Raw genomic sequence first — 23,357 nt, forward strand, 5'->3', positions numbered from 1 at the left:
ACTTGTTCGACAAAATAGACTCATTCACTTTGCCTTTACACAGAGTCAAGAAGCGCAGAGTCAACAAGAGCATAGTTAGGAATAGCAGAATTTATGATTGAAGCCGATCGCCTTATTGCACCGGATAACCCAGTATTCAAAGATGAAGATGTCATTGATCGTGCAATACGCCCTAAAGCACTGGCTGACTATCAAGGTCAGGATCACGTTCGTGGCCAGATGGAGATTTTCATCAAAGCGGCACAACTGCGTAACGAGGCGCTCGACCATCTGTTGATATTTGGCCCTCCAGGCTTGGGTAAAACCACGTTGGCGAACATTGTTGCCAATGAGATGGATGTCAACATTCGTACGACTTCAGGCCCTGTTCTAGAAAAAGCAGGCGACCTAGCGGCGTTACTGACCAATCTCGAAGAAAATGATGTCCTGTTCATTGATGAGATTCACCGTTTAAGCCCTGTGGTTGAAGAGGTGTTGTACCCTGCAATGGAAGACTACCAATTAGATATCATGATTGGTGAAGGCCCAGCGGCACGCTCTATCAAGATTGACCTTCCTCCTTTTACTTTGATTGGCGCAACCACTCGTGCTGGCTCACTGACATCGCCGTTACGTGACCGTTTTGGTATTACTCAGCGTCTTGAGTACTACAAGGTTGAAGATCTACAAAACATCGTTCAGCGCAGTGCAGATTGCCTTGGTCTTTCTATGGAGTCCGAAGGGGCGCTAGAAGTTGCTCGCCGAGCTCGTGGTACGCCACGTATTGCTAACCGTCTACTGCGCCGTGTTCGTGATTATGCGGAAGTAAAAGGCGACGGGCATATTTGTCCGGAGGTTGCTGACAAAGCGCTAAACATGTTGGATGTCGATGCTAAAGGTTTCGACTACATGGATAGAAAGCTTCTGCTGGCGATTATGGAGAAGTTTGGTGGTGGTCCGGTAGGTATCGACAACATGGCTGCCGCGATTGGTGAAGAGAGAGACACTATTGAAGATGTGTTAGAACCTTACTTGATTCAACAAGGTTACCTACAAAGGACGCCAAGAGGTCGAATCGCGACCGACAGAGCGTATTTACACTTTGGAATAGATAAACCCTCCAATCGTTAAATTATTCATTTTTAAAGATCCCAGTTGCATAAGCGCTGGTTTTTTTTGCTTTTTACTGAATAACAACTCTTTGAGCGAGTCGATAAAAAGATCGAAAAGGGAGCTTCAAAAATGGAAACTTTGATTTCAGGTTTGATTTAGATAACAGGAAATGAAATAAGTTGCCATATTTTTTGTTAATACTTTGTGGGTAGTTGTAATTCGGATGTTGAGGCGGTGCTGAGCATTTGTCACAGATATTATGCGCTGTTATTAAGACAAGCATAATTGGTGTGATTTTAATCATAATTGTACAAAAATAACTCTAATTTGCTCGAATAAATTTGATACAAATCAACGCAGGGTTCTCCCATAAACCTTTTGAAACATACTGATTTTACCAGTAATATTAGCGCCAGCTATATTAGCTCATGCTTAACAATAATCTAACTATAACGGTACGTTTTTGCTACAAATTTCAACTTGTAATAACAATTACATAAATTGTTTTAGCATGGATTTTTGCGGTGAATAATCACACAAGTGTCATTCAGCCGACACAAAGGAGTTACCATGATTGATGTTGTTGATCTGTCGCGATTGCAATTTGCATTTACAGCGATGTATCACTTCCTATTTGTTCCACTGACTTTAGGTATGGCATTTCTACTTGCCATTATGGAGTCAGTTTATGTAATGACTGGCAAGCAAATTTACAAGGACATGACTAAGTTCTGGGGTAAATTGTTTGGTATTAACTTTGCTCTTGGTGTAGCGACAGGCTTAACCATGGAGTTCCAGTTTGGTACTAACTGGTCTTACTATTCTCACTATGTTGGCGACATTTTTGGTGCTCCGCTAGCTATCGAAGCGCTTGTTGCATTCTTCCTAGAGTCTACTTTTGTTGGCCTATTCTTCTTCGGTTGGGACAGACTGTCAAAGCGTCAGCACTTAGCGGTAACTTGGTTAGTAGCACTTGGCTCTAACTTCTCTGCGCTTTGGATCTTGGTAGCAAACGGCTGGATGCAAAACCCAGTGGGTGCGGAATTTAACTTTGAAACTATGCGTATGGAAATGGTGAGCTTCGCTGAAGTTGTACTAAACCCAGTAGCACAAGTTAAATTCGTACACACAGTAGCGTCTGGTTACACAACGGGTGCAATGTTCATCCTTGGTATCAGCTCATACTACATTCTTAAAGGTCGTGACCTTGCCTTTGCTCGTCGTTCTTTCGCGATTGCAGCGTCTTTCGGTATGGCGGCGATCTTGTCAGTAATCGTACTAGGTGATGAATCTGGTTACGAGCTTGGTGAAGTTCAAAAAGTGAAGCTCGCTGCTGTAGAAGCGGAATGGCACACTGAAGAAGCACCAGCAGCATTTACTGTTTTTGGTATTCCGAACCAAGAGACAATGAATACTGACTACGCAATTAAAATTCCTTACGTAATGGGTATCATCGCAACGCGTTCGCTTGATACTGAAGTAACGGGCCTACGTGACCTACGTGATGACCACGTTGATCGTATCCGTACTGGTATGTACGCGTACGAGCTGCTTGAAAAGCTACGTGCAGGCGATAAGTCTGAAGAAAACATGGCTGCGTTCGACGAAGTGAAAGGTGACCTAGGTTACGGCTTGCTTCTTAAGCGCTACACAGACGACGTTGTTGATGCAACTGAAGACCAAATCCAAATGGCTGCGGATGATTCTATCCCAACAGTTTGGCCTCTATTCTGGTCATTCCGTCTGATGGTTGCTTGTGGCTTCATCATGCTGTTTGTATTCGGTGCTGCGTTTGTTCAAACGTGTCGTCAGAAAATCGAACAGAAACCATGGGTACTTAAAGCTGCGCTATTCTCAATCCCACTTCCTTGGATTGCGATTGAAGCAGGTTGGTTCGTTGCTGAGTTTGGTCGTCAACCATGGGCGGTTGGTGAAATCCTACCGGTTAACGTTGCTGCATCAGCACTGACTATTGAACAGCTTTGGACTTCTCTATTCGCTATCCTGGCACTTTACACAGTGTTCTTGATTGCTGAAGTTTACCTAATGCTGAAATTCGCACGTAAAGGTCCAAGTAGCTTGAAGACAGGCCGTTACCACTTCGAACAAAACGATAACTCTGTTGAAGACAAAGTTAGCCGTTCAGTTGAAGTATAAGTGAGGGAATATTATGTTTGATTACGAAAGCTTACGACTTATTTGGTGGGTATTGATCGGTGTTCTACTGGTTGGTTTCGCCGTAACTGATGGCTTTGATATGGGTGTTGCCGCTCTGTCACCTGTTATCGGTAAGAGCGACACTGAACGTCGTATTATGCTAAACACGATTGCCCCTCACTGGGATGGTAACCAAGTTTGGCTTATCACTGCGGGTGGTGCATTGTTTGCTGCATGGCCACTGGTTTACGCGACGTCTTTCTCTGGTTTTTACTTCGCAATGTACGTAACGCTAGCTGCACTTTGGTTACGTCCACTTGCTCTTGACTACCGTTCAAAGATCGAAGATCCAAAATGGCGCAAAACTTGGGACTACGCACTTTGCTTTAGTGGCGCAGTACCACCAATCATTTTCGGTGTGGCATTTGGTAACCTACTACAAGGTGTTCCATTTGAACTGAACGAATTTATGATGTCTAAGTACCATGGTACGTTCTTCGCTCTGCTTAACCCATTTGCATTGCTTTGTGGTGTGTTGGCTCTGATGTTGTTCGTGATGCAAGGTGCAACATGGCTTCAAATGAAGACAACAGAAGCGCTGCACGCTCGTGCTCGTAACGTTGCTCAGATCACTGGTCTAATTGCAATTGTTCTGTTCGTTATTGGTGGCTTCTGGGTTCAATCTATCGAAGGCTATGTAATCACGAGCACTATCGATACGTTTGCAGACTCAAACCCACTAAACAAAGAAGTATCACTTCAAGTGGGTGCTTGGATGACAAACTTCGAAACTTATCCAGCAATGTGGGCGGCGCCGATCCTTGGTGTAGCAATGCCACTGCTTGCTGTGATTGCATCTCGCTTTGAGCGTGGTGGTTTCGCATTCTTGTTCTCAAGTCTATCTAACGCTGGTGTTATTTTAACGGCTGGTTTTGCAATGTTCCCATTTGTAATGCCATCTAGCCTGAACCCTAGCCATAGTTTGACTATGTGGGATTCAACAGCTAGTGAGCTAACGCTTGGTCTTATGACCGCAGTTGCGGCGGTAATGGTTCCTGTGATTCTTGGCTACACAACTTGGACATACTACAAAATGTTCGGTCGTCTAGATAAGAAACACATCGAAGATAACGACGTTTCAGCTTACTAAGCTAGAAGTGAAATAACTTAGGAGAAATTTTATGTGGTATTTCGCATGGATTTTGGGTGTACTTCTAGCATGTGCATTCGGCATCATTAATGCTCTATGGCTAGAGCATTCAGAAATGATGGACAAAGACAGTGAGTAATCTCGCAGAGCAAATCGCTAAGCTGCATCAACCAATGGATAAGACTCTGCTTAGAGCCTTAGCCCTAGCATTGGGTTTCATGCATGTGGGTTTAGTGATGTGGGATCCTGAAGCGTATGCGACAAGCATCGGTGGCTTTAACGCGATCATCGGACCAATGTTTATTTGGGCAGTATGCTCAAGCATGGTTTACGGTATCGGATTTAAGCCAAGAGCTTGGATGTGGCAGCTACTGTTTAGCCCATATGTTTCACTCACAATTTTGCTCTACCTAACGGTGCTGCGCCTTCTATAAAAGGCAAAGGATTTAGGTTCATAACAACGTGAGCCTTTATACTTGTTGGGTTTTTAGCCAAAAAGAGGTCATCTTATACAGATGGCCTTTTTTTTCGTCTCTCAAATCAAAAAATTCACAGCGATATACTATTAATGATAAGGAGTTAGGTTATAGTGAGATCTTTATCGTTTTGGATTGTGGTAGCAAATTGCAGGGATTATCTAAGCTATTTACGTGGCCAGTGACTGTGTATTACGAAGACACCGATGCGGGTGGCGTTGTATACCATTCAAACTATCTTAAGTTTTTCGAACGCGCTCGAACTGAGATGTTGCGCTCAATTGGCGTTTCTCAGCAAGTATTGTTAGAACAAAACATCGGTTTTGTAGTCCGACATATGGACATTGATTTTATTCAAGGCGCGCGTCTTGATGATTCTTTACAAGTCATTACAAATATTTACGAGTTGAAGCGAGCTACCTTGGTCTTCTGTCAAGAGATCGTAAATCCTGATGGCAAGGCATTGTGTAAAGCAATGGTTAAGGTAGCATGTATCGATAATCAAAAAATGAAACCCAAAGCAATGCCAACATTTATTCTCACGGAGCTAACGAATAGTGACTGCTGAAATCTCAATCTTAGGCCTAATTTTAGAAGCTAGTTTACTAGTTAAGATGGTCATGCTGACTCTTATGGGCATGTCTGTTGTTTCTTGGGCGATGATCATAAAAAGAAGTAAAGTGTTATCTCAAGCTTCTAAACAAACAGAAGTGTTTGAAGACAAATTTTGGTCAGGCGTTGATCTTGCAAAACTGTACCAAGAGAGCAACAAACGCAAAGACGAGCTTTCTGGTACTGAAGAAATTTTCTACGCAGGCTTTACTGAGTTCGCTCGCCTTCGTAAATCGAATGCAACATCACCTGACTTCATTATGGAAGGCACTGGCCGTGCGATGCGCGTTGCCGTTGCTCGTGAGGTTGATGAACTAGAAACTAACTTACCTTTCTTGGCGACCGTTGGCTCTATCAGCCCATACATCGGCCTATTTGGTACGGTTTGGGGCATCATGCACTCATTCATCGCATTAGGTGAAGTGAAGCAAGCGACGCTCGCAATGGTTGCTCCTGGTATTGCAGAAGCACTGATCGCAACAGCAATGGGTCTATTCGCTGCGATTCCAGCGGTAATGGCGTACAACCGCTTCAGCAGCCGAGTAGGCAAGCTAGAACACAACTACGCGACTTTCTCTGAAGAGTTTCACAGTATTCTTCACCGTCAAGCGATGGCTGGCAGGGAATAATAGATGGCTGGATACCAACCTAAAAAACGCAAAATGACAGCAGAGATTAACGTTGTACCTTACATCGACGTTATGCTTGTTTTGCTGATCATTTTTATGGTGACTTCGCCGTTTGTTACTCAAGGCGTTGACGTTGAATTGCCTCAGGCTTCAACGGCTAAATCGGCACAAGACCTACTGGGTGACGACAATGCAAGTTTCATCATCGTTGAAGTGAACAAAGACGGTGAACTTGGCTTGAGCGTTAATGACGAAGAAGTACAGCGTGGCTTATCAATGGAAGATATTATCGTCCGTGTGAAAGCCGAGTTGTCTCTGAAGCCAAACTCTCCAGTGGCGGTTGGTGGTGATGCCGCAACGCCATACGCTGAAGTGGTTTTATTACTTGATGAATTAAGCCGTGCAGGTGTGCCAAAGGTTGGCCTTTTAACGGATATAAGGGAATAGCTCCGTAGCATTCATGAAAGCGAATAATAAAAAATCCAATAATTTCAGATCACCGCTTCTTATTTCTCTTGGGCTGCACGTCATTTTATTCGTTGCGCTCATTTGGGGGGCGGATTTCACGATGTCAGAGCCAAAGCCTACAGGGCAGATGGTTCAAGCAGTGGTGATTGATCCTCAGTTGGTTCGCCAGCAAGCTCAACAGATTCGTCAACAAAGAGAAGCGGCAAGCAAGAAAGAGCAAGAGCGTCTTGACAAACTAAGACGTGAAAGCGAACGACTTGAAAAGAATCGTAAAGCTGAAGAAGAAAATATTCGCAAGCTAAAAGAACAGCAAGCGAAAGAAGCTAAAGCAACTCGTGAAGCTGAAAAGCGTCGAGTTGAGAAAGAGAAACAACGCAAAGCTGAAGAAGCGCGTTTACAGCAAGAGCAAAAGAAAGCCGCTAAAGCCGAAGCTGACCGTAAGCTAAAAGAAGCTGCGTTAGTGAAAGCCGAGAACGAGCGTAAAGCCAAAGAAGCGGCAATCGCAAAAGCTGAACAAGAACGCGTGGCAAAAGAAAAAGCAGCGAAAGAGGCAGCAGACAAAGCTCGTAAAGAGAAAGAAGCCGCTGAACTCGCGGAAAAGCAACGCATAGCGAAAGAGAAAGAAGCGGCAGCCGCAGCAGAGAAAGCCCGTAAGGCAAAAGAAGCTGCAGCAAAAGCAGAAAAAGAGCGTAAACAACAAGAAGCCGCATTGAACGATATCTTTGCTGGGCTTGAAACGGAAGCGACTCAAAACTCTTCAGCAAGACAACAATTTATCACTGATGAAGCGCAACGTTACGGGGCTATCTATACCCAACTGATTCAACAGAACCTGTTGTTAGAAGACAGCTATCGAGGACGCTCATGTCGAGTGAACCTTAAGCTGATTCCAACGGGCTCTAACGCGATATTGGGTAGTTTGAGTATCTTAGATGGCGATAGCCGTTTATGTGCAGCAACCAAGCGTGCGGTGGCACAAGTACAATCTTACCCGTTGCCTAAAGACCCAGACATTGTGAACTCACTGAAAGACATTAACTTAACTGTATCACCAGAGTAAAAGGACGAACTTGTGTTAAAGAAACTATTACTGAGTTTTGTTTTCTTAATAGCTACAAGCAGCCAGTTTGCACATGCAGCGCTGGAGCTGGTTATTACAGACGGTATTAACTCTGCAAGACCTATAGCTATTGTACCTTTCCGTTGGGAAGGCTCAGAGCCATTGCCACACGATGTATCAGCGGTTATCGCTTCTGACTTACAGCGCAGTGGTAAATTCAGCCCAGTTGCGACAAGCAAAATGCCTCAAACGCCTTACAGCGAAACTGAGGTTAACTTTGATGCTTGGACTAACCTAGGTGTTGACTCATTGCTTACCGGCAGTATCACTAAAAATGCCGAAGGGCAGTATGTGGTGAATTACCAATTGATCGACATTGTTCGTGGTCAACTGACCAAAGGACAAAGTCGTGCGCTGAGTGATGAAGGCCAATTAGTGCTTTCTAAAGATCACGTTCTATTCAATAAGAAGGCTACGGTTCCTGGTAATCGCTTGAGAGAGTACGCACACCGTATCTCAGACCTAGTGTATGAAGAGCTAACTGGTGAGAAAGGCGCGTTCTTAACTCGTATCTCTTACGTGGTAGTGAACGATAAAGACAAGTACCCGTATCAACTTCGTGTTGCTGACTACGATGGCTTTAACGAGCGTTTAGTACTTCGTTCTAAGCAGCCTCTCATGTCTCCAGCATGGTCACCAGACGGCAAAAAGCTAGCTTATGTGAGCTTCCAGAATGGCCAAGCTGAAATATTCATCATGAATATTTACACGGGTGAACGTGAGAAAGTGACGTCATACCCTCGTCACAATGGTGCGCCAAGATTCTCGCCAGATGGTAAAACATTGGCATTGGTATTGTCGAAAACGGGCAGCCTTCAGGTGTACACACTTGACCTTGCTAGCCGTAAGCTGACTCAAATTACCCGCGGCCGTTCGAATAATACTGAACCATTCTGGCACCCAGATGGCAAGTCTCTTATTTTCACATCGGATCGTGGTGGTAAACCACAGATTTATAATGTAAATTTGTCCAATAATTCGACTTCTCGTATTACTTGGCAAGGTAGCCAAAACTTAGGTGGCCAGATCACTCCTGATGGTCGATTCATGATCATGGTGAATCGCAGCAACTCAGGTTTTAACTTGGCTAAGCAAGATTTGGAAACCGGTGCGGTTCAGGTACTAACAAAAACATTGTTAGATGAGTCTCCAAGTATTGCACCGAATGGAGGTATGGTTATCTATAGCTCTATTTACAACAAAACAAATGTACTATCGATGGTTTCTATCGATGGACGTTTTAAAGCTAGATTACCGGCAACTAACGGACGCGTAAGAGCGCCTGCATGGTCACCGTTCCTCTAGGGAAAATTACATATTCTTTTAGCTATTGATAGTGTTAACTATTGTGGCATTTAACTATCTATAGCACTCTTAGTCGCTGTAGAAACTAAGTTTGATAACGTAAGGAAAAAAAGATGCAACTTAACAAAGTTCTTAAAGGCTTGATGATTGCACTACCAGTGATGGCAGTAACGGCATGTAGCTCAACTGATGAAGCAACATCTGCAACATCTGGTACTGAAAGCAACCAAACAACTTCAGGTTCAGAAGGCAATGTAGACACAACTGTTGTAACGCCAATTGACGCTAACGGTCAACTGTCTGAGCAAGAGCTTAAAGAGCAAGCGCTACGTGAAACTCAAACAATCTACTTCGCATTCGATAACTCTACTATCGCTGGCGATTACGAAGAAATGCTAGCAGCTCACGCAGCATACCTAGTTAAGAACGTTGACATGAACGTTACTATCGAAGGTCACGCTGATGAGCGCGGTACTCCTGAGTACAACATCGCACTTGGCGAGCGTCGTGCACAAGCTGTAGCGAAATACCTACAAGCTCTAGGTGTTCAAGCTGACCAAATCTCTATCGTAAGCTACGGTGAAGAGAAGCCACTTCTTCTAGGTCAATCTGAAGATGTGTACGCTAAAAACCGTCGCGCAGTACTAGTTTACTAATTTTAGTAGACTATATAATTGAGGAATTGCCTCATGTTCAGTAACACAAAGCGAGTCATTTTGCTTTCGTTACTGGCAAGTGCAGCGAACACCGCGTTCGCTGCACCAGCTCCAGTATCCGATCTCAATAGCACCGCAACCAATTCATCATCTTCCTCTCGATCAGCATCTAACGAATCAGATATTGAGCGTTTAGAGCGCCTGCTTCAAAATCGCAATCTCGTTCAGCTTCAAATGCAACAGCAAATCGACGACATGGCACTGGAGATCAGTGAACTTCGTGGTGAGCTGGAACGAAACAGCTACGATATGAAGCAAATGCTAGAGCGTCAGCGTGAACTGTTCATTGAACTGGATCGCGTAAGAGGCGAGGTGAAAGCAGCAGGAACAGCAACGGTAGCAGTGGCGGCGAGCGAAGGCTCTAAAGACGCTTCTGGTACGTTCAGTACTGATGTGGATGAGCAAACTGCTTATCAAAATGCTGTAGATATGATTCTAAAGCAACGAGACTACACGGGTGCTATCGCTGCATTCCAAAAGTTTCAAAAAGACTTCCCAGATTCTACCTTCACACCTAACTCACATTACTGGTTAGGTCAGCTTTATTTCGCTAAGAAGCAAGATAAAGAAGCCGTGAAGAGCTTCGCTGCTGTTGTGTCGTACAAAGACTCAAACAAGCGAGCAGATGCACTGGTTAAGCTTGGTGACATAGCAGCGCGCAACAACAACGCGACGCAAGCTAAGAAATATTACCAACAAGTCGTAACCGAGCACCCAAACAGTGCTTCGGCTAAAGTGGCCAAAACCCACTTATAACCAAAATAGGGGTGCTTAGGCGCCTCTTTTTTATACCTGTTCACTTCCGTTTAGTGTTTACTTCTCTTGCTAGTGATGACAACACATCGCCTTGTTTATGCGTTTTAAGCATTAGCTAGTCACCGCTTGCAACCAATCCTTTTTGATCCCAATCGCTGTCCTGTGTAGAATACTCGGATTCTCGGAAGAAGTTGCGTAGAGCAAGAGCAATGAGTCATATACTAGATAAAATCGATACAGTTTACCCGTTTCCGCCTAAGCCAGTTCCATTGAGCGACGCTCAGAAACAGGCCCACATCGCAAACATCAAAAAACTACTTCAAGAAAAAGATGCAGTTCTAATTGCACACTACTACACCGATCCTGAAATTCAGGCTCTGGCAGAAGAAACTGGTGGTTTCGTTGGCGATTCATTAGAGATGGCTAAGTTCGGTAACCGTCACTCAGCAAGCACTTTGATCATCGCTGGTGTTCGTTTCATGGGTGAGTCTGCAAAGATTCTTACTCCTGAAAAACGCATTTTAATGCCAACACTTGAAGCTGAATGTTCGCTTGATCTTGGCTGCCCAGCTGACAAATTTACAGAATTTTGTGATGCTCACCCTGACCACACTGTGGTTGTATACGCGAACACCTCTGCAGCTGTTAAAGCTCGTGCAGACTGGGTAGTTACGTCGAGCATCGCTTTAGAAATCGTTGAAAGCCTAGACGCTGAAGGCAAACCCATTATTTGGGGGCCAGACCGTCACCTAGGTTCTTACATCGCAAATCAAACTGGCGCTGACATGTTGCTTTGGCAAGGTGAGTGTATCGTTCATGATGAGTTCTCAGCTGATGCTTTGAAGAAAATGAAATCGGTATACCCAGAAGCGGCTATCTTGGTTCACCCAGAATCACCAGCAAGCGTGGTTGAACTGGCTGATGCTGTAGGCTCAACAAGCCAACTGATCAAGAAAGCAAAAGAGCTGCCTCATCCACAGATGATTGTTGCGACAGACAAAGGCATCTTCTTCAAGATGCAGCAATTGGTTCCTGAAAAAGAGCTGATTGAAGCGCCGACAGCGGGTGCTGGTGCAACGTGTCGTAGCTGCGCACACTGTCCTTGGATGGCAATGAACGGCCTTGAAGCGATTGAAAACGCGCTTGAGAATGGTGGTGAGCAACACGAAATCTTCGTTTCTGACGAATTACGCGTGAAGTCTCTTATTCCATTGAACCGCATGCTAGATTTTGCAGAGCAGTTAAATGTGCAGGTAAAAGGTAACGCGTAAGTCGTTCTTTTATCTAACCAATAAAAAAACCAGCCAATAGTGCTGGTTTTTTTGTATCTGCGTATAGGCCGCCAATATCAATCTTGTGGTCATGTATCTTTTTCTGATGATACATCTTGTTGATATCGCGTATTTTTTCTAGCATGTAAGTAAGAGGAAAAGATTAGAGGCTCGAATGATAATCTGGTTACAACTCAAACGCTGGATCAAAGCAAACATCTTTGTTTTGAATGGCAAAAACTTACTGTTCACTTTTCTTGGCTACATCGCTTTATCGTGGTCGATGCTGTATTTGGCGGGTGAAACAGATTTAACCAGTTCGATTACCGTATTCGCTTACTACTTGGTGGTGACGGCTTCTACGGTTGGTTATGGTGATTTATCACCGACCACGGTAGCGGGGCAGTGGATCGTTATTCTATTTGTGATTCCAGGCGGGTTGAGCCTTTTTGCCGCGTTGCTCGGTAAAGTGGCGACAGAAGGTGTTGAATATTGGCGAGCGGGCTTGCTAGGAAAAAGGAGAGTTAGAGTGGACAACCACATTTTGATGTTGGGGTGGAATGAGCAAAGAACCATTCATCTCATCCGCATGCTACAACACGAAGAAACGGGTAAACGACCAATCGTGCTATGTACGCGTTCAGATATCGAGAACCCGTTACCCGGTGAAATCAATTTCGTCAAAGTAAACAGCTACACCGATGGCAAAGAGATGGAGAAAACGGGCATTGAGTCTGCAAGTTGCATCCTGATTGATAACCCAGAAGACGACATTACGTTATCTGCGGCGCTTTACTGTGCCAACCGAAACCCTAAAGCGCACCTTCTTGTTTACTTTAAAGATGAAGCGCTGAGCGATTTGTTACACAAGCATTGCCCTAACTCAGAATGTATTCCAGCGGTGGGTGCTGAGATGCTAGCAAAGGCTGCGGTAGACCCAGGTTCCAGTGCGCTTCACCAAGAATTATTGAGCTCAACAAGAGGCATGACACAGTATTCAACGTATTTCCCTGAAGACGCTGAGTCTGTCACCGTCGCGCCTATTTTCTCAGTGTTTAAAGAGAAGTATCAAGCAACTCTGATCGCCATTGATACGGGGAGCGGTATTGAACTCAACCCAGAGTTAGATCAAGTGGTCAGCAGTGGCACTAAGCTGTTTTATATTGCTGATGAGCGAATTGATGACTTCGATTGGAAAGGCTTCTAAAGCGACTATTTTATTTCGTCTGAAAACTAAAAAAGGCCTCATAATGAGGCCTTTTGGCTTGTATAAAGCTAACTGTTATTGAGCTTCAGCCAGTGCAATGCCACGCTGCGTTAGTCCGCAAAGCATCACAGGAACAGCGTTAAAGATCTCTTCGAACTGCTCTAGGCCTTCGATGCCTTGCTCTGCAAGCGTAGCAATTGACGTTTCTGGATCGTAAAGCATGCTCAGTGACAGCAGGACACCGCCAACGAGTGCGTTATCTTCGCTCTCTTCAGGCATTAGTGTTTCCCAATCGTCGCGAGCAATCTGCCAGCCTTGAAGCAAGCCTTCACAAAAATCACGAGCGGCAGTGTTCACCACTTCTTCGTCGTCTAATTGACAAGCTTCAGGCCAAACCCAAGTCCCTTCAATCAGTTCTGGGCGGGTTTTATTCCAAAGCTCGATGATAACTTCAATGTAGCTTTCTAGCTGTTCACCATCCGTAAAAGGTGCGACTTCTTCGCCACCCCATAAGAACGGTAGCCACTCATGCGGGGTTAACACATTCGGTGCCGCTGCCATTGCAGTGACAAAGCCCATTGTTTTGTGTTCTGTGATTAGCTTTCCTTCCAACTCTGGAAGCGCAAGAATATCTTGTAAAGTCAAAGTGAGGTACCGTAAAAGGGAACATATTTGCGCTTATAGTACCAATGAACTTGTGCCAATCAAGCTTCAATCTAAAAAGGCTTGATGTCATGGATGATAAACACTAGGTTTAACAGAAAAGAAAACAATAAAAGAATTATGCAGATACGGTCGTCTTTAAAGAAAAAAAGCATGGTAGCGCTTGGATTATACCTTGCGATGTTTATTGCCATTGTCGGTAGTGTGACGTATTACGTCGTAGAATCCCCTGTGCGCGTCAAATTACAACAAAATCTCGACTTGCGTACGCAATTGTTATCCGCATTGATTACAGAGCCACTCAGCAGCTCTCAAGGCTTTGTAGACAGTCTCGTTGGGTTTGCTCAAGCACATCGCAATGGTGATGATGTTATTCCGCTATTTAAGTCCATGTTGGCGGCGAGCGACGATACAATTGTCAGTGCCGGTATTTGGCCTGAACCTTATGCGCTCGATTCTAAAAAGCTTCTCAACAGTTACTTTTTTAATAAAGCCGACGATGGAAGAATCGATCAGATATATTCTTACAACAACCCCAAAAATGCCCCTTATCAAGAAGAGTATTGGTACACCTCTGTCGTCAACAAAAAACAAGGAACGATCTCTTGGAGCGATGTGTATATCGACCCATACACACACGTTCGAATGATTACGGCGTCTTCCCCTTATTATTACGACGGTACTTTTGCCGGTGTTGCCACGGTGGATCTCTCGCTCGAAGAGCTGCTTGGTTTTATCAAGAACCACGCCGAAGAATACAACCTTGGCATTACTCTCAGAGATAAGCTTAACCAAGTGTTGGTTTCGCATAACTTTAATCTCGTTGAAGGCATTTACATCAGTAGCAATCAATTTGGTGATTTCGGCTGGCAAGTGGATGTGGTGAACTCCAAATCACGAGTAGAAGACGAAGTGTTTCGTCAGGTGATGAGCATTGAAGGCGGTATTGTTCCGCTATTGCTACTTTGTGTCATGGCGGGGGATTACTTATTGAACCGTTATTTGATTAGTCCAATCACAAGGATTGCAGCACAGGTTGATAGTTCGAAAGCCGGCGAAATCATTGATGTGGATTACTCGAGTGATGACGAAATCGGCCATTTGATTAAAACCTTCAACGAAAAGACCATTTATCTCGAAGCGGAAAAGGTTAAAGCTCAGGCATCCACCAATGCAAAAACCGCTTTCCTTGCGACCTTGTCACATGAAATTCGCACTCCGATGAATGGGGTATTGGGTACCGCTCAAATCCTATTAAAAACGCCTCTAAATTCTGAACAAGAGAAGCATCTTAAGAGCTTGTATGAGTCCGGCGATCATATGATGACTCTACTCAACGAGATCTTAGACTTCTCGAAGATCGAGCAGGGCAGGTTGGATCTTGATGAAACGCGTTTCCCGCTTGATTCGATCATCGGCAGTATTAACAGTGTTTACTACACATTGTCTTCCGAGAAAGGGCTTCAATTCAAAGTGTACTCTGAGGTGACTTCGGGTCGTTGGTACTTCTCAGATAAAGCTCGCCTTCGCCAAATTTTGTTTAATCTATTGAACAACGCGGTGAAGTTCACCTCCAGAGGCTTTGTTGAGGTGTACCTGAAAGAAGTTGTAGAGGGGAGTGACACCTATCTGAGCATTCGAGTTCGTGATACCGGAATTGGTATTTCTAAAGAAGCTCAGAAGCGTATTTTTAAACCGTTTGAACAAGCGGAGTCTTCGACCACAAGGCGTTTTGGCGGTACTGGCCTTGGCCTCGCGATTGTGAAGAAAATTGCCCAGTTGATGGATGGCAGTATTACCGTCACCAGTGAAGAAGGGATAGGCACGAGTTTTGATGTTCGCTTGAAGATTCAGCCATGTCAGCCAGGAGAAATCGAGAGTTTGCCACATAAGAAGTTGGACTACTCTGGCTTAAAGGTACTGATCGTCGAGGACAACCGAACTAACACGGTGATCATTGAAGCCTTCATGAGCAGTAAAGGCTTTACCTGTAAGAGCGTCGAAAACGGTGAACTTGCGATACAAGCCGTGGTTGCTGAGCGCTTTGATTTGGTGCTCATGGATAACCATATGCCTGTGATGGATGGCGTTGAATCAACCACTGCTATTCGTGCTTTGATAGGCGATGTGTCATCGGTATTGGTGTTTGGTTGTACGGCTGATGTCTTTAAAGAGACTCGTGAGCGTATGTTGGGGGCAGGTGTGGATTATATTATTGCTAAGCCGATTGACGAGCGTGAACTGGATGATGCCTTGTTCCGCTATTCAAATAAGCTTTATCAATACCATGAAGTAAAAGCGGATGAGCTCGAAAGCCAAGACGTAAAACCACACGATTCGAAAAGTAAAAGCGAGTCACTGCCTAAACCTGATCTTCGCAACAAAGATAACACTGAAGAGCTGTTAGTGACGTTGTATGTGGCGCTAGAAGACAACAACCTAGAACTGATTCAATTTGCACTAGAGAGCCTACGTGTCCACGTTGAAGCTATGAACAACGCGGAACTTACTGAACAAGTCGATAAAGCGTTAGAGCAGGTTGCTTTAGGATCACCACCTACACAAGATGTCATTAATATCATTACTGTAAATCTACCTATGGCTTAAATGTTGTTTAATTACGGTAAGTAAATGACGAACTGTCCAATATTTGACCTTGGTTGGATTTTTTGGTGAAAGTGACTGCTTTTAAAGTGGTTTTTGGTTGTTAATTTACAACTTGATTTTTAATTTGGAGTGTATGACTACTAATCTTGTGATTTAATAGCGACATTATCTGGTGAGGTGCAAATGTGCCTTGTTTATATGTTACTAAATCACTAATTAAGCAGTGATATATTTTAGGTTTGTCGTCAATGAAGTCTCGTGGTCCATTTTGTATTCGAAACGCAGCTGCGGATACATTTGCTATGGTCGTTTTCTGTTTTATTTCTGGCATGATCGTAGAAGTGTTTATTTCTGGTATGACGTTTGAGCAATCTCTTGCTTCTCGAACGTTATCTATTCCTGTAAACATTGCTATCGCTTGGCCTTATGGCGTTTTTCGTGATTGGTTCTTACGCAATGGTGCAAAACTTTCAGAAAGCTCATTGATGAAAAACTTGTCTGATTTGATGGCATACGTGTTATTCCAGTCTCCAGTGTATGCGGGTATTTTGTTGGCAGTGGGTGCTTCAGGCGACCAGATCGTTACGGCTGTCACCAGTAATGCAGTTATCTCGTGCGGTATGGGCGTACTTTACGGCTACTTCCTCGATATGTGTCGTAAATGGTTTCGAGTTCCTGGCTACTATCAACAAGCTTAAGAAAAGCAACAAGCGTAAGTGCAGCGAAAGAATGAAATTTGGTTTGTTTTTGATCTAATGAGTTAATTTGTAATCGAACAAACCGAAAAAGGCACTTTTTTTGAGAATGCCCCTTGACCAAAGCAAGCAGAATCAATAAAGTAGCGCCTCGTTGAGTGACATGCTCAACACACAATTTGTGGAAGGATGGCTGAGTGGCTTAAGGCGCTCGCCTGGAAAGCGAGTATACGTTTATAGCGTATCTGGGGTTCAAATCCCCATCCTTCCACCACTATTCAAAACCCTAGCAGAAATGCTGGGGTTTTCTCGTTTTAGAGCCTCTATATCCCACCTCATCTGTATACCTCCCTAATATCCGTTCCTTTAATCATTGCTTTATAGTTATAATCTCTATTAATACCGTCGCAGAATTAACCATATTAGGTGTTTTTATCATAGATAATCGCTTGATTTTTTGGCGTGAACCTAGATTATTAATAGTACGCAATATTATGAATAATCTAACTATTAGGAATCCATAACCTCATGACAGAAACCCTAGTTTCTCCAATGCTCTCTTTTACGATCGCGATTTCATTACTGTTTATCGGTAAAGGTTTGATCGAGCGATCTGAAGTATTAAGAAAGTATTCACTGCCAGAGCCTGTGATTGGTGGCTTTGTCTGCGCAGCGACCGTAGCGGCGCTTTACTATATTTTTGAAATCCAAATCACTTTTAGCCTAGATGTCAGAGACTTTTTGCTTCTCTACTTTTTTGCTGGCATCGGGCTCCAAGCGGATATTAAAACACTGATTAAAGGCGGGCGACCGTTGTTCATCCTACTGTGTCTTGCTGCCATTTTTATCGTGTTGCAAAACGTAGTCGGAATGGCAGTCGCTTCTGGCTTTGGAATGGATGCGAAAGCAGGCTTGCTATCTGGGTCTGTTAGCTTGATAGGCGGCGTAGGCACAACGTTAGCTTGGGCGCCAATGTTTGTGGAAGAGTTTGGTATTGCTAACGCGCTCGAACTTGGTGTCGCTTCAAACACGGTTGGTTTAATTGCAGCGTGTGTGATTGGTGGTCCGATTGCGAACTACCTGCTCAATAAACACAAAGTAAGCCCTTCTAATGAAGAAGAGGTTACGGTTGGTGCATTCCAAGAGAGTGAAACAAAAACAGAGCTTAGCCACTACGGCGTTCTGTGGGCGTGGTTGATTCTTAACTTAACACTAATGCTGGGTTACAGCTTGAGTGAAGTTATCGACTCGATGGGCCTAAAACTGCCGTTATTCGTTAGCTGTTTGATCGCAGGTATCCTAATCGGAAACGTTGGTCGCGCACTGTTTAAGAAACGTCGTACACAAGAGAAAATCGCTCAAGGCCGCAAAGGCTTAGCGATGATCTCTGATATTTGTTTAGGCATGTTCTTGACCATGGCATTGATGGGGTTGCGTATCTGGGATCTCGATGGACTGTTTGGCTATATCTCTGTTGTCATGAGTATCCAGATCTTGCTTTCCCTGTTGTTTACTGTGTTTGTCGTTTATTACTTGATGGGAAGAAACTACGATTCTGTGGTGATATGTTCAGGCTTCGGTGGTATCACTCTAGGCTCGACCGCAACAGCAATTGTGAACATGACCGCAGTAACTCATCGATATGGCGCAAGCCCACAAGCATTCATTGTGGTGCCATTAGTATGTGGTTTCTTTGTTGATTTGATCAACGCATTGGTGATCAGTTTCTTTGTTGGTCTGTAGCGCTAATTAAGAGCAATTGTCTTAAGCAAAAAAAGCCTAGCTGTGATGCTAGGCTTTGTTGTATTCAAGTATGAGCATTCTCTTCTACTAAGTGTATGTTTAGCTCCGAAGGTAATTGGCTGCTATTGGTGTATATGCGGTCAAAGTCATTCAGTGACGCTACCTTTAGAGCGGCAAAGCGTCCCCATTTACTGGCATCCGCGACAAGCCAGCTTTCACGGCTGTTCTTTATGATTGATTTGGATAGGTCAGCCTCAACTTGCTCATGTTCCATAGCGAAATGACTGTCTGTTACTGAGCCACACCCACAGATGCCAATGTCAGCTTCAAAATCGGAAAAGAAGTGGACCACGCTACTGCCCACCATGTCTTGGTGTTCTCGTCTGAACAAACCACCGGCCAAATACACTTCAATTTGCTCGTTTGCTTCTAAGATACGGGCCACTTGTAGGTTATTGGTGATCACTCGTAACGCGGGCTTTGCCAACAAATACTGCGCAATTCGAGTGACGGTGGTACCAATGCCCATCATAACCGTTGAGCCTTCAGGTATCGCATCGGCAACCGCCATCGCAATACTGTCTTTTGTTTCTGACTCAACGCCAGCGCGGAATCGATAACTCGTGTTCGTGAGCGTAGTAGGTAGGCTCACGCCTCCGTGCACTCTACGCGCTAGACCTTGCTCACACAGGTGGTTTACGTCACGGCGAATGGTTTGAGTAGTGACAGAAAACAACTCGGCTAAGTGGTCAATCTGAATATCTTGGTTTGCTTTAAGCGTTGCGAGTATTTCTTTCTGGCGATGGTTCAGTTCCATAGAAGCCCACTAAAATTGGTTTGGTACGTCAGTGATGATGTTATCGACGCCAAGGTTAAAATATTTAGCCGCCAATTGTGGATCGTTCAGAGTCCATATTTTAAGAACTGCGCCTGAAGCTTTGATCGCTTTGGCCTTTTTCTCGTCAAGAATGCGGTGATCGATATGAATGCTGTAAAGATCAAGTGATTGAAGGGATTCTAGGCTGAAATCGTTCCACACTTCGCAGATAAAACCACGTTTAACCTCTGGCATCATCTGTTGGCAAAGACTTAGCGCCTCTTTTTTGAAGCTTGAGATGAGCAGTTTTTCAATAGGGAACTGCTTTTGCTCAATCAGTGCGATCACTGTTTCAACTAGAGGCTGAATAGCCTTATCGTCGTAAATTTTGATCTCAAGGTTCAGAGTTACATCAAGTTCTAGGCATTTGTCGAACGCTTCACTCAAAGTAGGAATCGTTGTCCCCGCGAATTCGCTACCAAACCAACTACCAGCATCTAAGGTCTTGAGTGTGGTTAAGTCTAAATCGGCGATATTGCCCGTTCCGTTAGTACAACGATTGACTGTCTTGTCATGAAAAAGCATAGGGATGCCATCAGCGCTCAACTGGGTATCAATTTCAATCCATTTAGCACCAGCTTTCGCTGCTTGTTCAATACTCACTAACGTATTTTCAGGTGCTAAAGACGCGGCACCGCGGTGGCCTGTGATCATAATTCAATCTCGATGTTCATTTGAAAACTCAGGAAACAGTAGCTCTACTTTATTACAGATTTATTATCTATCCGCTATATCTACTTATTTTAAATGAGAGCTAGCTAAAAGGTGTTGTACAGAGTTTATACAATAGTGAGACCTTATACTCACAATGTTCAAGTCGGTAAGATTAATGTTCATATGAATGTAATAATTCACTCACATACTCTACGAAAACTTAATAACCCCCTCTATATTTAGAAAACGATAGCCACATAAAGGTGATAAAAAATGAAAAAGCTATTAGGTACAGTAATTATGGCGGCAACGCTGCTTGTTGGTTGTGGTGAAGCTGACAAGGCTGGTTCTGAAGCTAAAGACGAGCCGATCAATATCAACATGAGCCTTGTGTTCACTCAAAATGAGCTGCTTACACAAGAGCTAATCAAAGCGACCGACAAAATTCGAGAAAGAACCGATGGCTCGGTAAACATTAAAGTTTTCCCTGGTGGCCAATTGCCTGTTTACAAAGATAACTTGGAACAAGTGGTTAACGGTGCCAACTGGATTGCCGTAGAGGATTTGACTTATCTAGGTGATTACGTGCCTGACTTTGCTGCACTTGCAGGTCCAATGCTGTACAACACCTACAATGAATACTTAGCGATGATGGACACTGATTTCGTCGCTGGCCTTAAGACTAAAGCGGAAGAGAAAGGCATCAAAGTACTGAATGCAGACTACATGTTTGGATTCCGCCACATGATCACCAATAAAGAGATCGTTAACTCTGATGACATGAAAGGCATGCGTATTCGTGTTCCACAAAGTCAGCTGTTCATTAGCACACTTTCAGCAATGGGCGCAGCTCCAGCTTCTCTTCCATTCCCTGAGACCTATGCAGGTGTTCAACAAGGCGTTGTTGACGGTCTTGAAGGTTCTATCCTGACAATGTACTCAACCAAGATCTACGAAGTGGCTAAGAACATGTCTTTGACTAAGCACTTCCTTGGCACAGTGGGTATCTACATTTCACCAACGCTTTGGGACAAATTTACGCCAGAGCAACAACAGATCATCAACGAAGAGCTAGAGGCTGGCGCTGAATCTAACACTGCTGAGCTAGTTAAATTGGATGTTGAATACACTCAGAAACTTGAAGAGCTAGGCGTTACCTTCAATGAAGTGAATTCTGAAGAGTTCAACCAGTTGACGGCAGATGTGTACAACCAGTTCCCAAGCTGGAGTGAAGGTATACACGCGACGATCATGAAAGAGCTAGAAACGATCCGAGCTGCACAGTAATCCTGCATACGTCAATTAATTAGTTAATGATTACGGCCTAACTATTCTTAGGCCGTTTTATTCCTGAAATACCCACGTTGTATTCGGTATTTCGCTGGAGAAGTCTTTTGTTTTTATTGAAAAATATTGAAGAAATCCTCGCTTCTATCGCTATATCGATCACCGTTTTGGTTGTTATCGTTAACGTCGTCCTGCGTTATGGATTTGGCTTTGTTGTCCCGTGGAGCGAAGAGTTGTCGGTTATTTGCTTCATTTGGGCTGTCTACTTAGGGATTAGCTCCTGTTACAAACACAAGCTTCACATGGGTGTGGACGTGGTGGTTGCCATGTTGCCAGAAAAAGCAAAAATCCCATTTAGGCTATGTGTTTCCGTTTTCCTACTGGCTCTGAACCTCTTAATGGCAGTTCTGAGTTATCAATATCTCATGTTATCTAACAAGGTAACGCCAGTCATGGGCGTATCATATTTTGTTATCAATGGCGTGTTGTTGCTTTGTTTCTCATTGATGGCGATCCACACCGTTCGATTTATTGCGAACGATGTCGCTTCTCTAAAGCGCTCTTCTAAGTAGGTACGATTCATGGAAAGCTATCTTCCAATCCTTATTCTGTTTGTTCTATTTCTTTTGAACATCCCCATCGCGTTTTCTCTGATTGCATCGGCGATGGTTTACTTTCTTTTTATCAATGACTCTATTCCGGTGAGCTTGGTGATGCAGCGCTTTATTAGCTCTGCTGAGTCTTTTCCGTTGTTGGCTATTCCGTTCTTTATCATGGTGGGTTCGGTGATGAACTATGCGGGGATCAGTAAGAGCTTACTCGCCTTTGCTGATTCTATGATTGGCCATAAAACTGGTGGTCTTGCTCAAGTGAATGTCGCACTGAGTACACTGATGGGCGGTATCTCTGGTTCTGCAAATGCGGATGCGGCGATGCAGTCGAAGATTCTTGCTCCTGAGATGACCAAGCGTGGTTATGACTTGCCATTCACGGCCGCTGTGACCGCTGCGTCATCAAGTATCAGTCCAGTGATTCCACCGGGTATTAACTTAATCATTTTTGCGTTGTTAGCGAACGTGTCGGTTCATCAAATGTTTATTGCGGGCTACGTCCCTGCATTTTTGATGGCGTTGTCGCTGATGGTCACTATTGCGTTTATCGCGCGTAAACGTCGTTACAAACCTTCTCGTTCGGAGCCTGCGTCTGCCAAAGAGCGTTTTCATTACTTCCTAAAAGCGATTCCGGCACTGCTGATCCCGTTCGGTATTATTCTGGGCATGCGCTTTGGTTTGTTTACTCCGACAGAAGCTGGGGCTATCGCCGTATTGCTTTGTGCGATTATTGGCATTTTCGTTTATCGTCAACTGGGCTTACGTCATATCCCGCTCATCATGCGTGAAACAGTGCAAGGCACCAGTAGTGTCATGTTCATCATTATCGGTGCCATGGTCTTTGGTTACTACATGACGCTAGAACAGATCCCACACAATGTTGCGTCTGCTTTGATTGAACTTACCGACAACAAGTTAGTCTTGCTGTTGTTGATTAACGTACTGCTGTTAGTGGTAGGTATGTTCATCGAAGGCGGCGCTGCAATGATCATACTCACGCCATTGCTGCTGTCTGCTGTGCTTAACCTAGGCGTTAACCCGGTTCACTTCGGCATCATCGTGATAGTGAATATCATGATTGGTGGTGTGACTCCGCCATTTGGCTCGATGATGTTTACGGTTTGCTCGATTTTAAAAGTTCGTATGGTCGACTTCGTGAAAGAAGTGGCTCCTTTGTTGCTAGCACTACTCACGGTTCTGATGTTGCTGACTTTCTCTGAAAGCTTGGTGATGTTTTTGCCGAATTTGCTTTAACACTGTT

23 protein-coding genes and 1 tRNA gene are annotated in these 23,357 nt (G+C 44.2%); 21 read left to right on the forward strand and 3 right to left on the reverse strand.

Translation table 11 applies throughout. From position 1 onward, the window contains the following. The first annotated feature begins 93 nt into the window (after positions 1-93). The 14 genes from ruvB (at position 94) to AB6D58_RS03030 (ending at position 12,959) form a co-directional block, all read left to right on the forward strand. The gene (gene ruvB / locus AB6D58_RS02965; RefSeq protein WP_017062078.1) at positions 94-1,110 is read left to right on the forward strand and encodes a Holliday junction branch migration DNA helicase RuvB; all 1,017 of its coding nucleotides are present in this window, start codon (positions 94-96) and stop codon (positions 1,108-1,110) included. 552 nt (positions 1,111-1,662) lie between these two features. Then, positions 1,663-3,249, forward strand: a complete 1,587-nt coding sequence (cydA, locus tag AB6D58_RS02970; RefSeq protein WP_017062077.1) for a cytochrome ubiquinol oxidase subunit I — start codon at positions 1,663-1,665, stop codon at positions 3,247-3,249. Between the two features lie 13 nt (positions 3,250-3,262). Beyond that, the gene (gene cydB / locus AB6D58_RS02975; protein WP_372156488.1) at positions 3,263-4,399 is read left to right on the forward strand and encodes a cytochrome d ubiquinol oxidase subunit II; all 1,137 of its coding nucleotides are present in this window, start codon (positions 3,263-3,265) and stop codon (positions 4,397-4,399) included. Between the two features lie 31 nt (positions 4,400-4,430). Then, entirely contained in the window at positions 4,431-4,538 is a 108-nt protein-coding gene (gene cydX / locus AB6D58_RS02980) for a cytochrome bd-I oxidase subunit CydX (protein ID WP_000270284.1), read from the forward strand. After that, entirely contained in the window at positions 4,531-4,833 is a 303-nt protein-coding gene (ybgE, locus tag AB6D58_RS02985; RefSeq protein ID WP_372149198.1) for a cyd operon protein YbgE, read from the forward strand. The genes cydX and ybgE overlap by 8 nt, the downstream gene beginning before the upstream one ends. 172 nt (positions 4,834-5,005) lie before the next feature. Next, positions 5,006-5,443, forward strand: coding sequence for a tol-pal system-associated acyl-CoA thioesterase (gene ybgC, locus AB6D58_RS02990; protein WP_017062074.1), 438 nt, complete (start codon positions 5,006-5,008; stop codon positions 5,441-5,443). Next, complete coding sequence (gene tolQ, locus AB6D58_RS02995; protein WP_017062073.1) at positions 5,433-6,116, forward strand: protein TolQ; 684 nt, start codon at positions 5,433-5,435, stop codon at positions 6,114-6,116. The genes ybgC and tolQ overlap by 11 nt, the downstream gene beginning before the upstream one ends. 3 nt (positions 6,117-6,119) lie before the next feature. Further along, on the forward strand, positions 6,120-6,563 hold the full coding sequence (tolR, locus tag AB6D58_RS03000) for a protein TolR (RefSeq protein WP_017062072.1): 444 nt from the start codon (positions 6,120-6,122) through the stop codon (positions 6,561-6,563). A gap of 13 nt (positions 6,564-6,576) precedes the next feature. Further along, entirely contained in the window at positions 6,577-7,644 is a 1,068-nt protein-coding gene (tolA, locus tag AB6D58_RS03005) for a cell envelope integrity protein TolA (protein WP_017062071.1), read from the forward strand. Between the two features lie 12 nt (positions 7,645-7,656). Then, complete coding sequence (gene tolB / locus AB6D58_RS03010) at positions 7,657-9,009, forward strand: Tol-Pal system beta propeller repeat protein TolB (protein ID WP_017062070.1); 1,353 nt, start codon at positions 7,657-7,659, stop codon at positions 9,007-9,009. 113 nt (positions 9,010-9,122) lie between these two features. Then, positions 9,123-9,665, forward strand: coding sequence for a peptidoglycan-associated lipoprotein Pal (gene pal / locus AB6D58_RS03015; RefSeq protein ID WP_017062069.1), 543 nt, complete (start codon positions 9,123-9,125; stop codon positions 9,663-9,665). A 33-nt stretch (positions 9,666-9,698) separates the two neighbouring features. Beyond that, the gene (gene ybgF, locus AB6D58_RS03020; protein ID WP_017072257.1) at positions 9,699-10,481 is read left to right on the forward strand and encodes a tol-pal system protein YbgF; all 783 of its coding nucleotides are present in this window, start codon (positions 9,699-9,701) and stop codon (positions 10,479-10,481) included. A 209-nt stretch (positions 10,482-10,690) separates the two neighbouring features. Further along, positions 10,691-11,752 carry a quinolinate synthase NadA gene (gene nadA / locus AB6D58_RS03025; RefSeq protein ID WP_017062067.1) on the forward strand — a complete coding sequence of 354 codons (1,062 nt, stop codon included), beginning with the start codon at positions 10,691-10,693 and terminating at the stop codon, positions 11,750-11,752. A 175-nt stretch (positions 11,753-11,927) separates the two neighbouring features. Further along, positions 11,928-12,959 (forward strand): potassium channel family protein, encoded by a 1,032-nt coding sequence (locus AB6D58_RS03030; RefSeq protein WP_372156489.1) that lies wholly within the window; start codon positions 11,928-11,930, stop codon positions 12,957-12,959. Between the two features lie 75 nt (positions 12,960-13,034). On the opposite strand, the gene AB6D58_RS03035 is transcribed toward AB6D58_RS03030, so the two are convergent. Beyond that, positions 13,035-13,604: a UPF0149 family protein gene (locus AB6D58_RS03035; protein WP_017062064.1), complete on the reverse strand. Its 570-nt coding sequence runs from the start codon at positions 13,602-13,604 to the stop codon at positions 13,035-13,037. Positions 13,605-13,775: 171 nt separating this feature from the next. Here AB6D58_RS03035 and AB6D58_RS03040 point away from each other — a divergent pair, with 171 nt between their 5' ends. The 4 genes from AB6D58_RS03040 (at position 13,776) to gltS (ending at position 18,667) form a co-directional block, all read left to right on the forward strand. After that, positions 13,776-16,229: an ATP-binding protein gene (locus tag AB6D58_RS03040; protein ID WP_372156490.1), complete on the forward strand. Its 2,454-nt coding sequence runs from the start codon at positions 13,776-13,778 to the stop codon at positions 16,227-16,229. A gap of 248 nt (positions 16,230-16,477) precedes the next feature. Further along, the gene (locus tag AB6D58_RS03045; protein WP_017062062.1) at positions 16,478-16,927 is read left to right on the forward strand and encodes an L-alanine exporter AlaE; all 450 of its coding nucleotides are present in this window, start codon (positions 16,478-16,480) and stop codon (positions 16,925-16,927) included. Between the two features lie 180 nt (positions 16,928-17,107). Further along, positions 17,108-17,198 (forward strand) — tRNA-Ser (locus tag AB6D58_RS03050). 254 nt (positions 17,199-17,452) lie between these two features. Next, positions 17,453-18,667, forward strand: a complete 1,215-nt coding sequence (gene gltS, locus AB6D58_RS03055; protein ID WP_017062061.1) for a sodium/glutamate symporter — start codon at positions 17,453-17,455, stop codon at positions 18,665-18,667. A 64-nt stretch (positions 18,668-18,731) separates the two neighbouring features. Here the strand turns inward: gltS and AB6D58_RS03060 are convergent, their stop codons facing one another. Together AB6D58_RS03060 and AB6D58_RS03065 are read right to left on the reverse strand one after the other, a co-directional pair. After that, entirely contained in the window at positions 18,732-19,484 is a 753-nt protein-coding gene (locus AB6D58_RS03060) for a DeoR/GlpR family DNA-binding transcription regulator (RefSeq protein ID WP_052879051.1), read from the reverse strand. A gap of 9 nt (positions 19,485-19,493) precedes the next feature. Continuing rightward, positions 19,494-20,198 carry a glycerophosphodiester phosphodiesterase family protein gene (locus tag AB6D58_RS03065; protein WP_372156491.1) on the reverse strand — a complete coding sequence of 235 codons (705 nt, stop codon included), beginning with the start codon at positions 20,196-20,198 and terminating at the stop codon, positions 19,494-19,496. Positions 20,199-20,471: 273 nt separating this feature from the next. Between AB6D58_RS03065 and AB6D58_RS03070 the strand changes: the two genes are divergently transcribed. The 3 genes from AB6D58_RS03070 (at position 20,472) to AB6D58_RS03080 (ending at position 23,350) form a co-directional block, all read left to right on the forward strand. After that, positions 20,472-21,485, forward strand: coding sequence for a C4-dicarboxylate TRAP transporter substrate-binding protein (locus tag AB6D58_RS03070; protein WP_017062050.1), 1,014 nt, complete (start codon positions 20,472-20,474; stop codon positions 21,483-21,485). Between the two features lie 107 nt (positions 21,486-21,592). Further along, a complete protein-coding gene (locus AB6D58_RS03075) occupies positions 21,593-22,057 on the forward strand; it encodes a TRAP transporter small permease (RefSeq protein WP_017062049.1) in 465 nt (154 codons plus the stop codon). A 9-nt stretch (positions 22,058-22,066) separates the two neighbouring features. Next, the gene (locus AB6D58_RS03080; RefSeq protein WP_372156492.1) at positions 22,067-23,350 is read left to right on the forward strand and encodes a TRAP transporter large permease; all 1,284 of its coding nucleotides are present in this window, start codon (positions 22,067-22,069) and stop codon (positions 23,348-23,350) included. The last annotated feature ends 7 nt before the right edge of the window (positions 23,351-23,357 follow it).

It is taken from the genome of Vibrio sp. 10N.239.312.D08, from assembly GCF_041466145.1.
Taxonomy (GTDB): domain Bacteria; phylum Pseudomonadota; class Gammaproteobacteria; order Enterobacterales; family Vibrionaceae; genus Vibrio; species Vibrio crassostreae_C.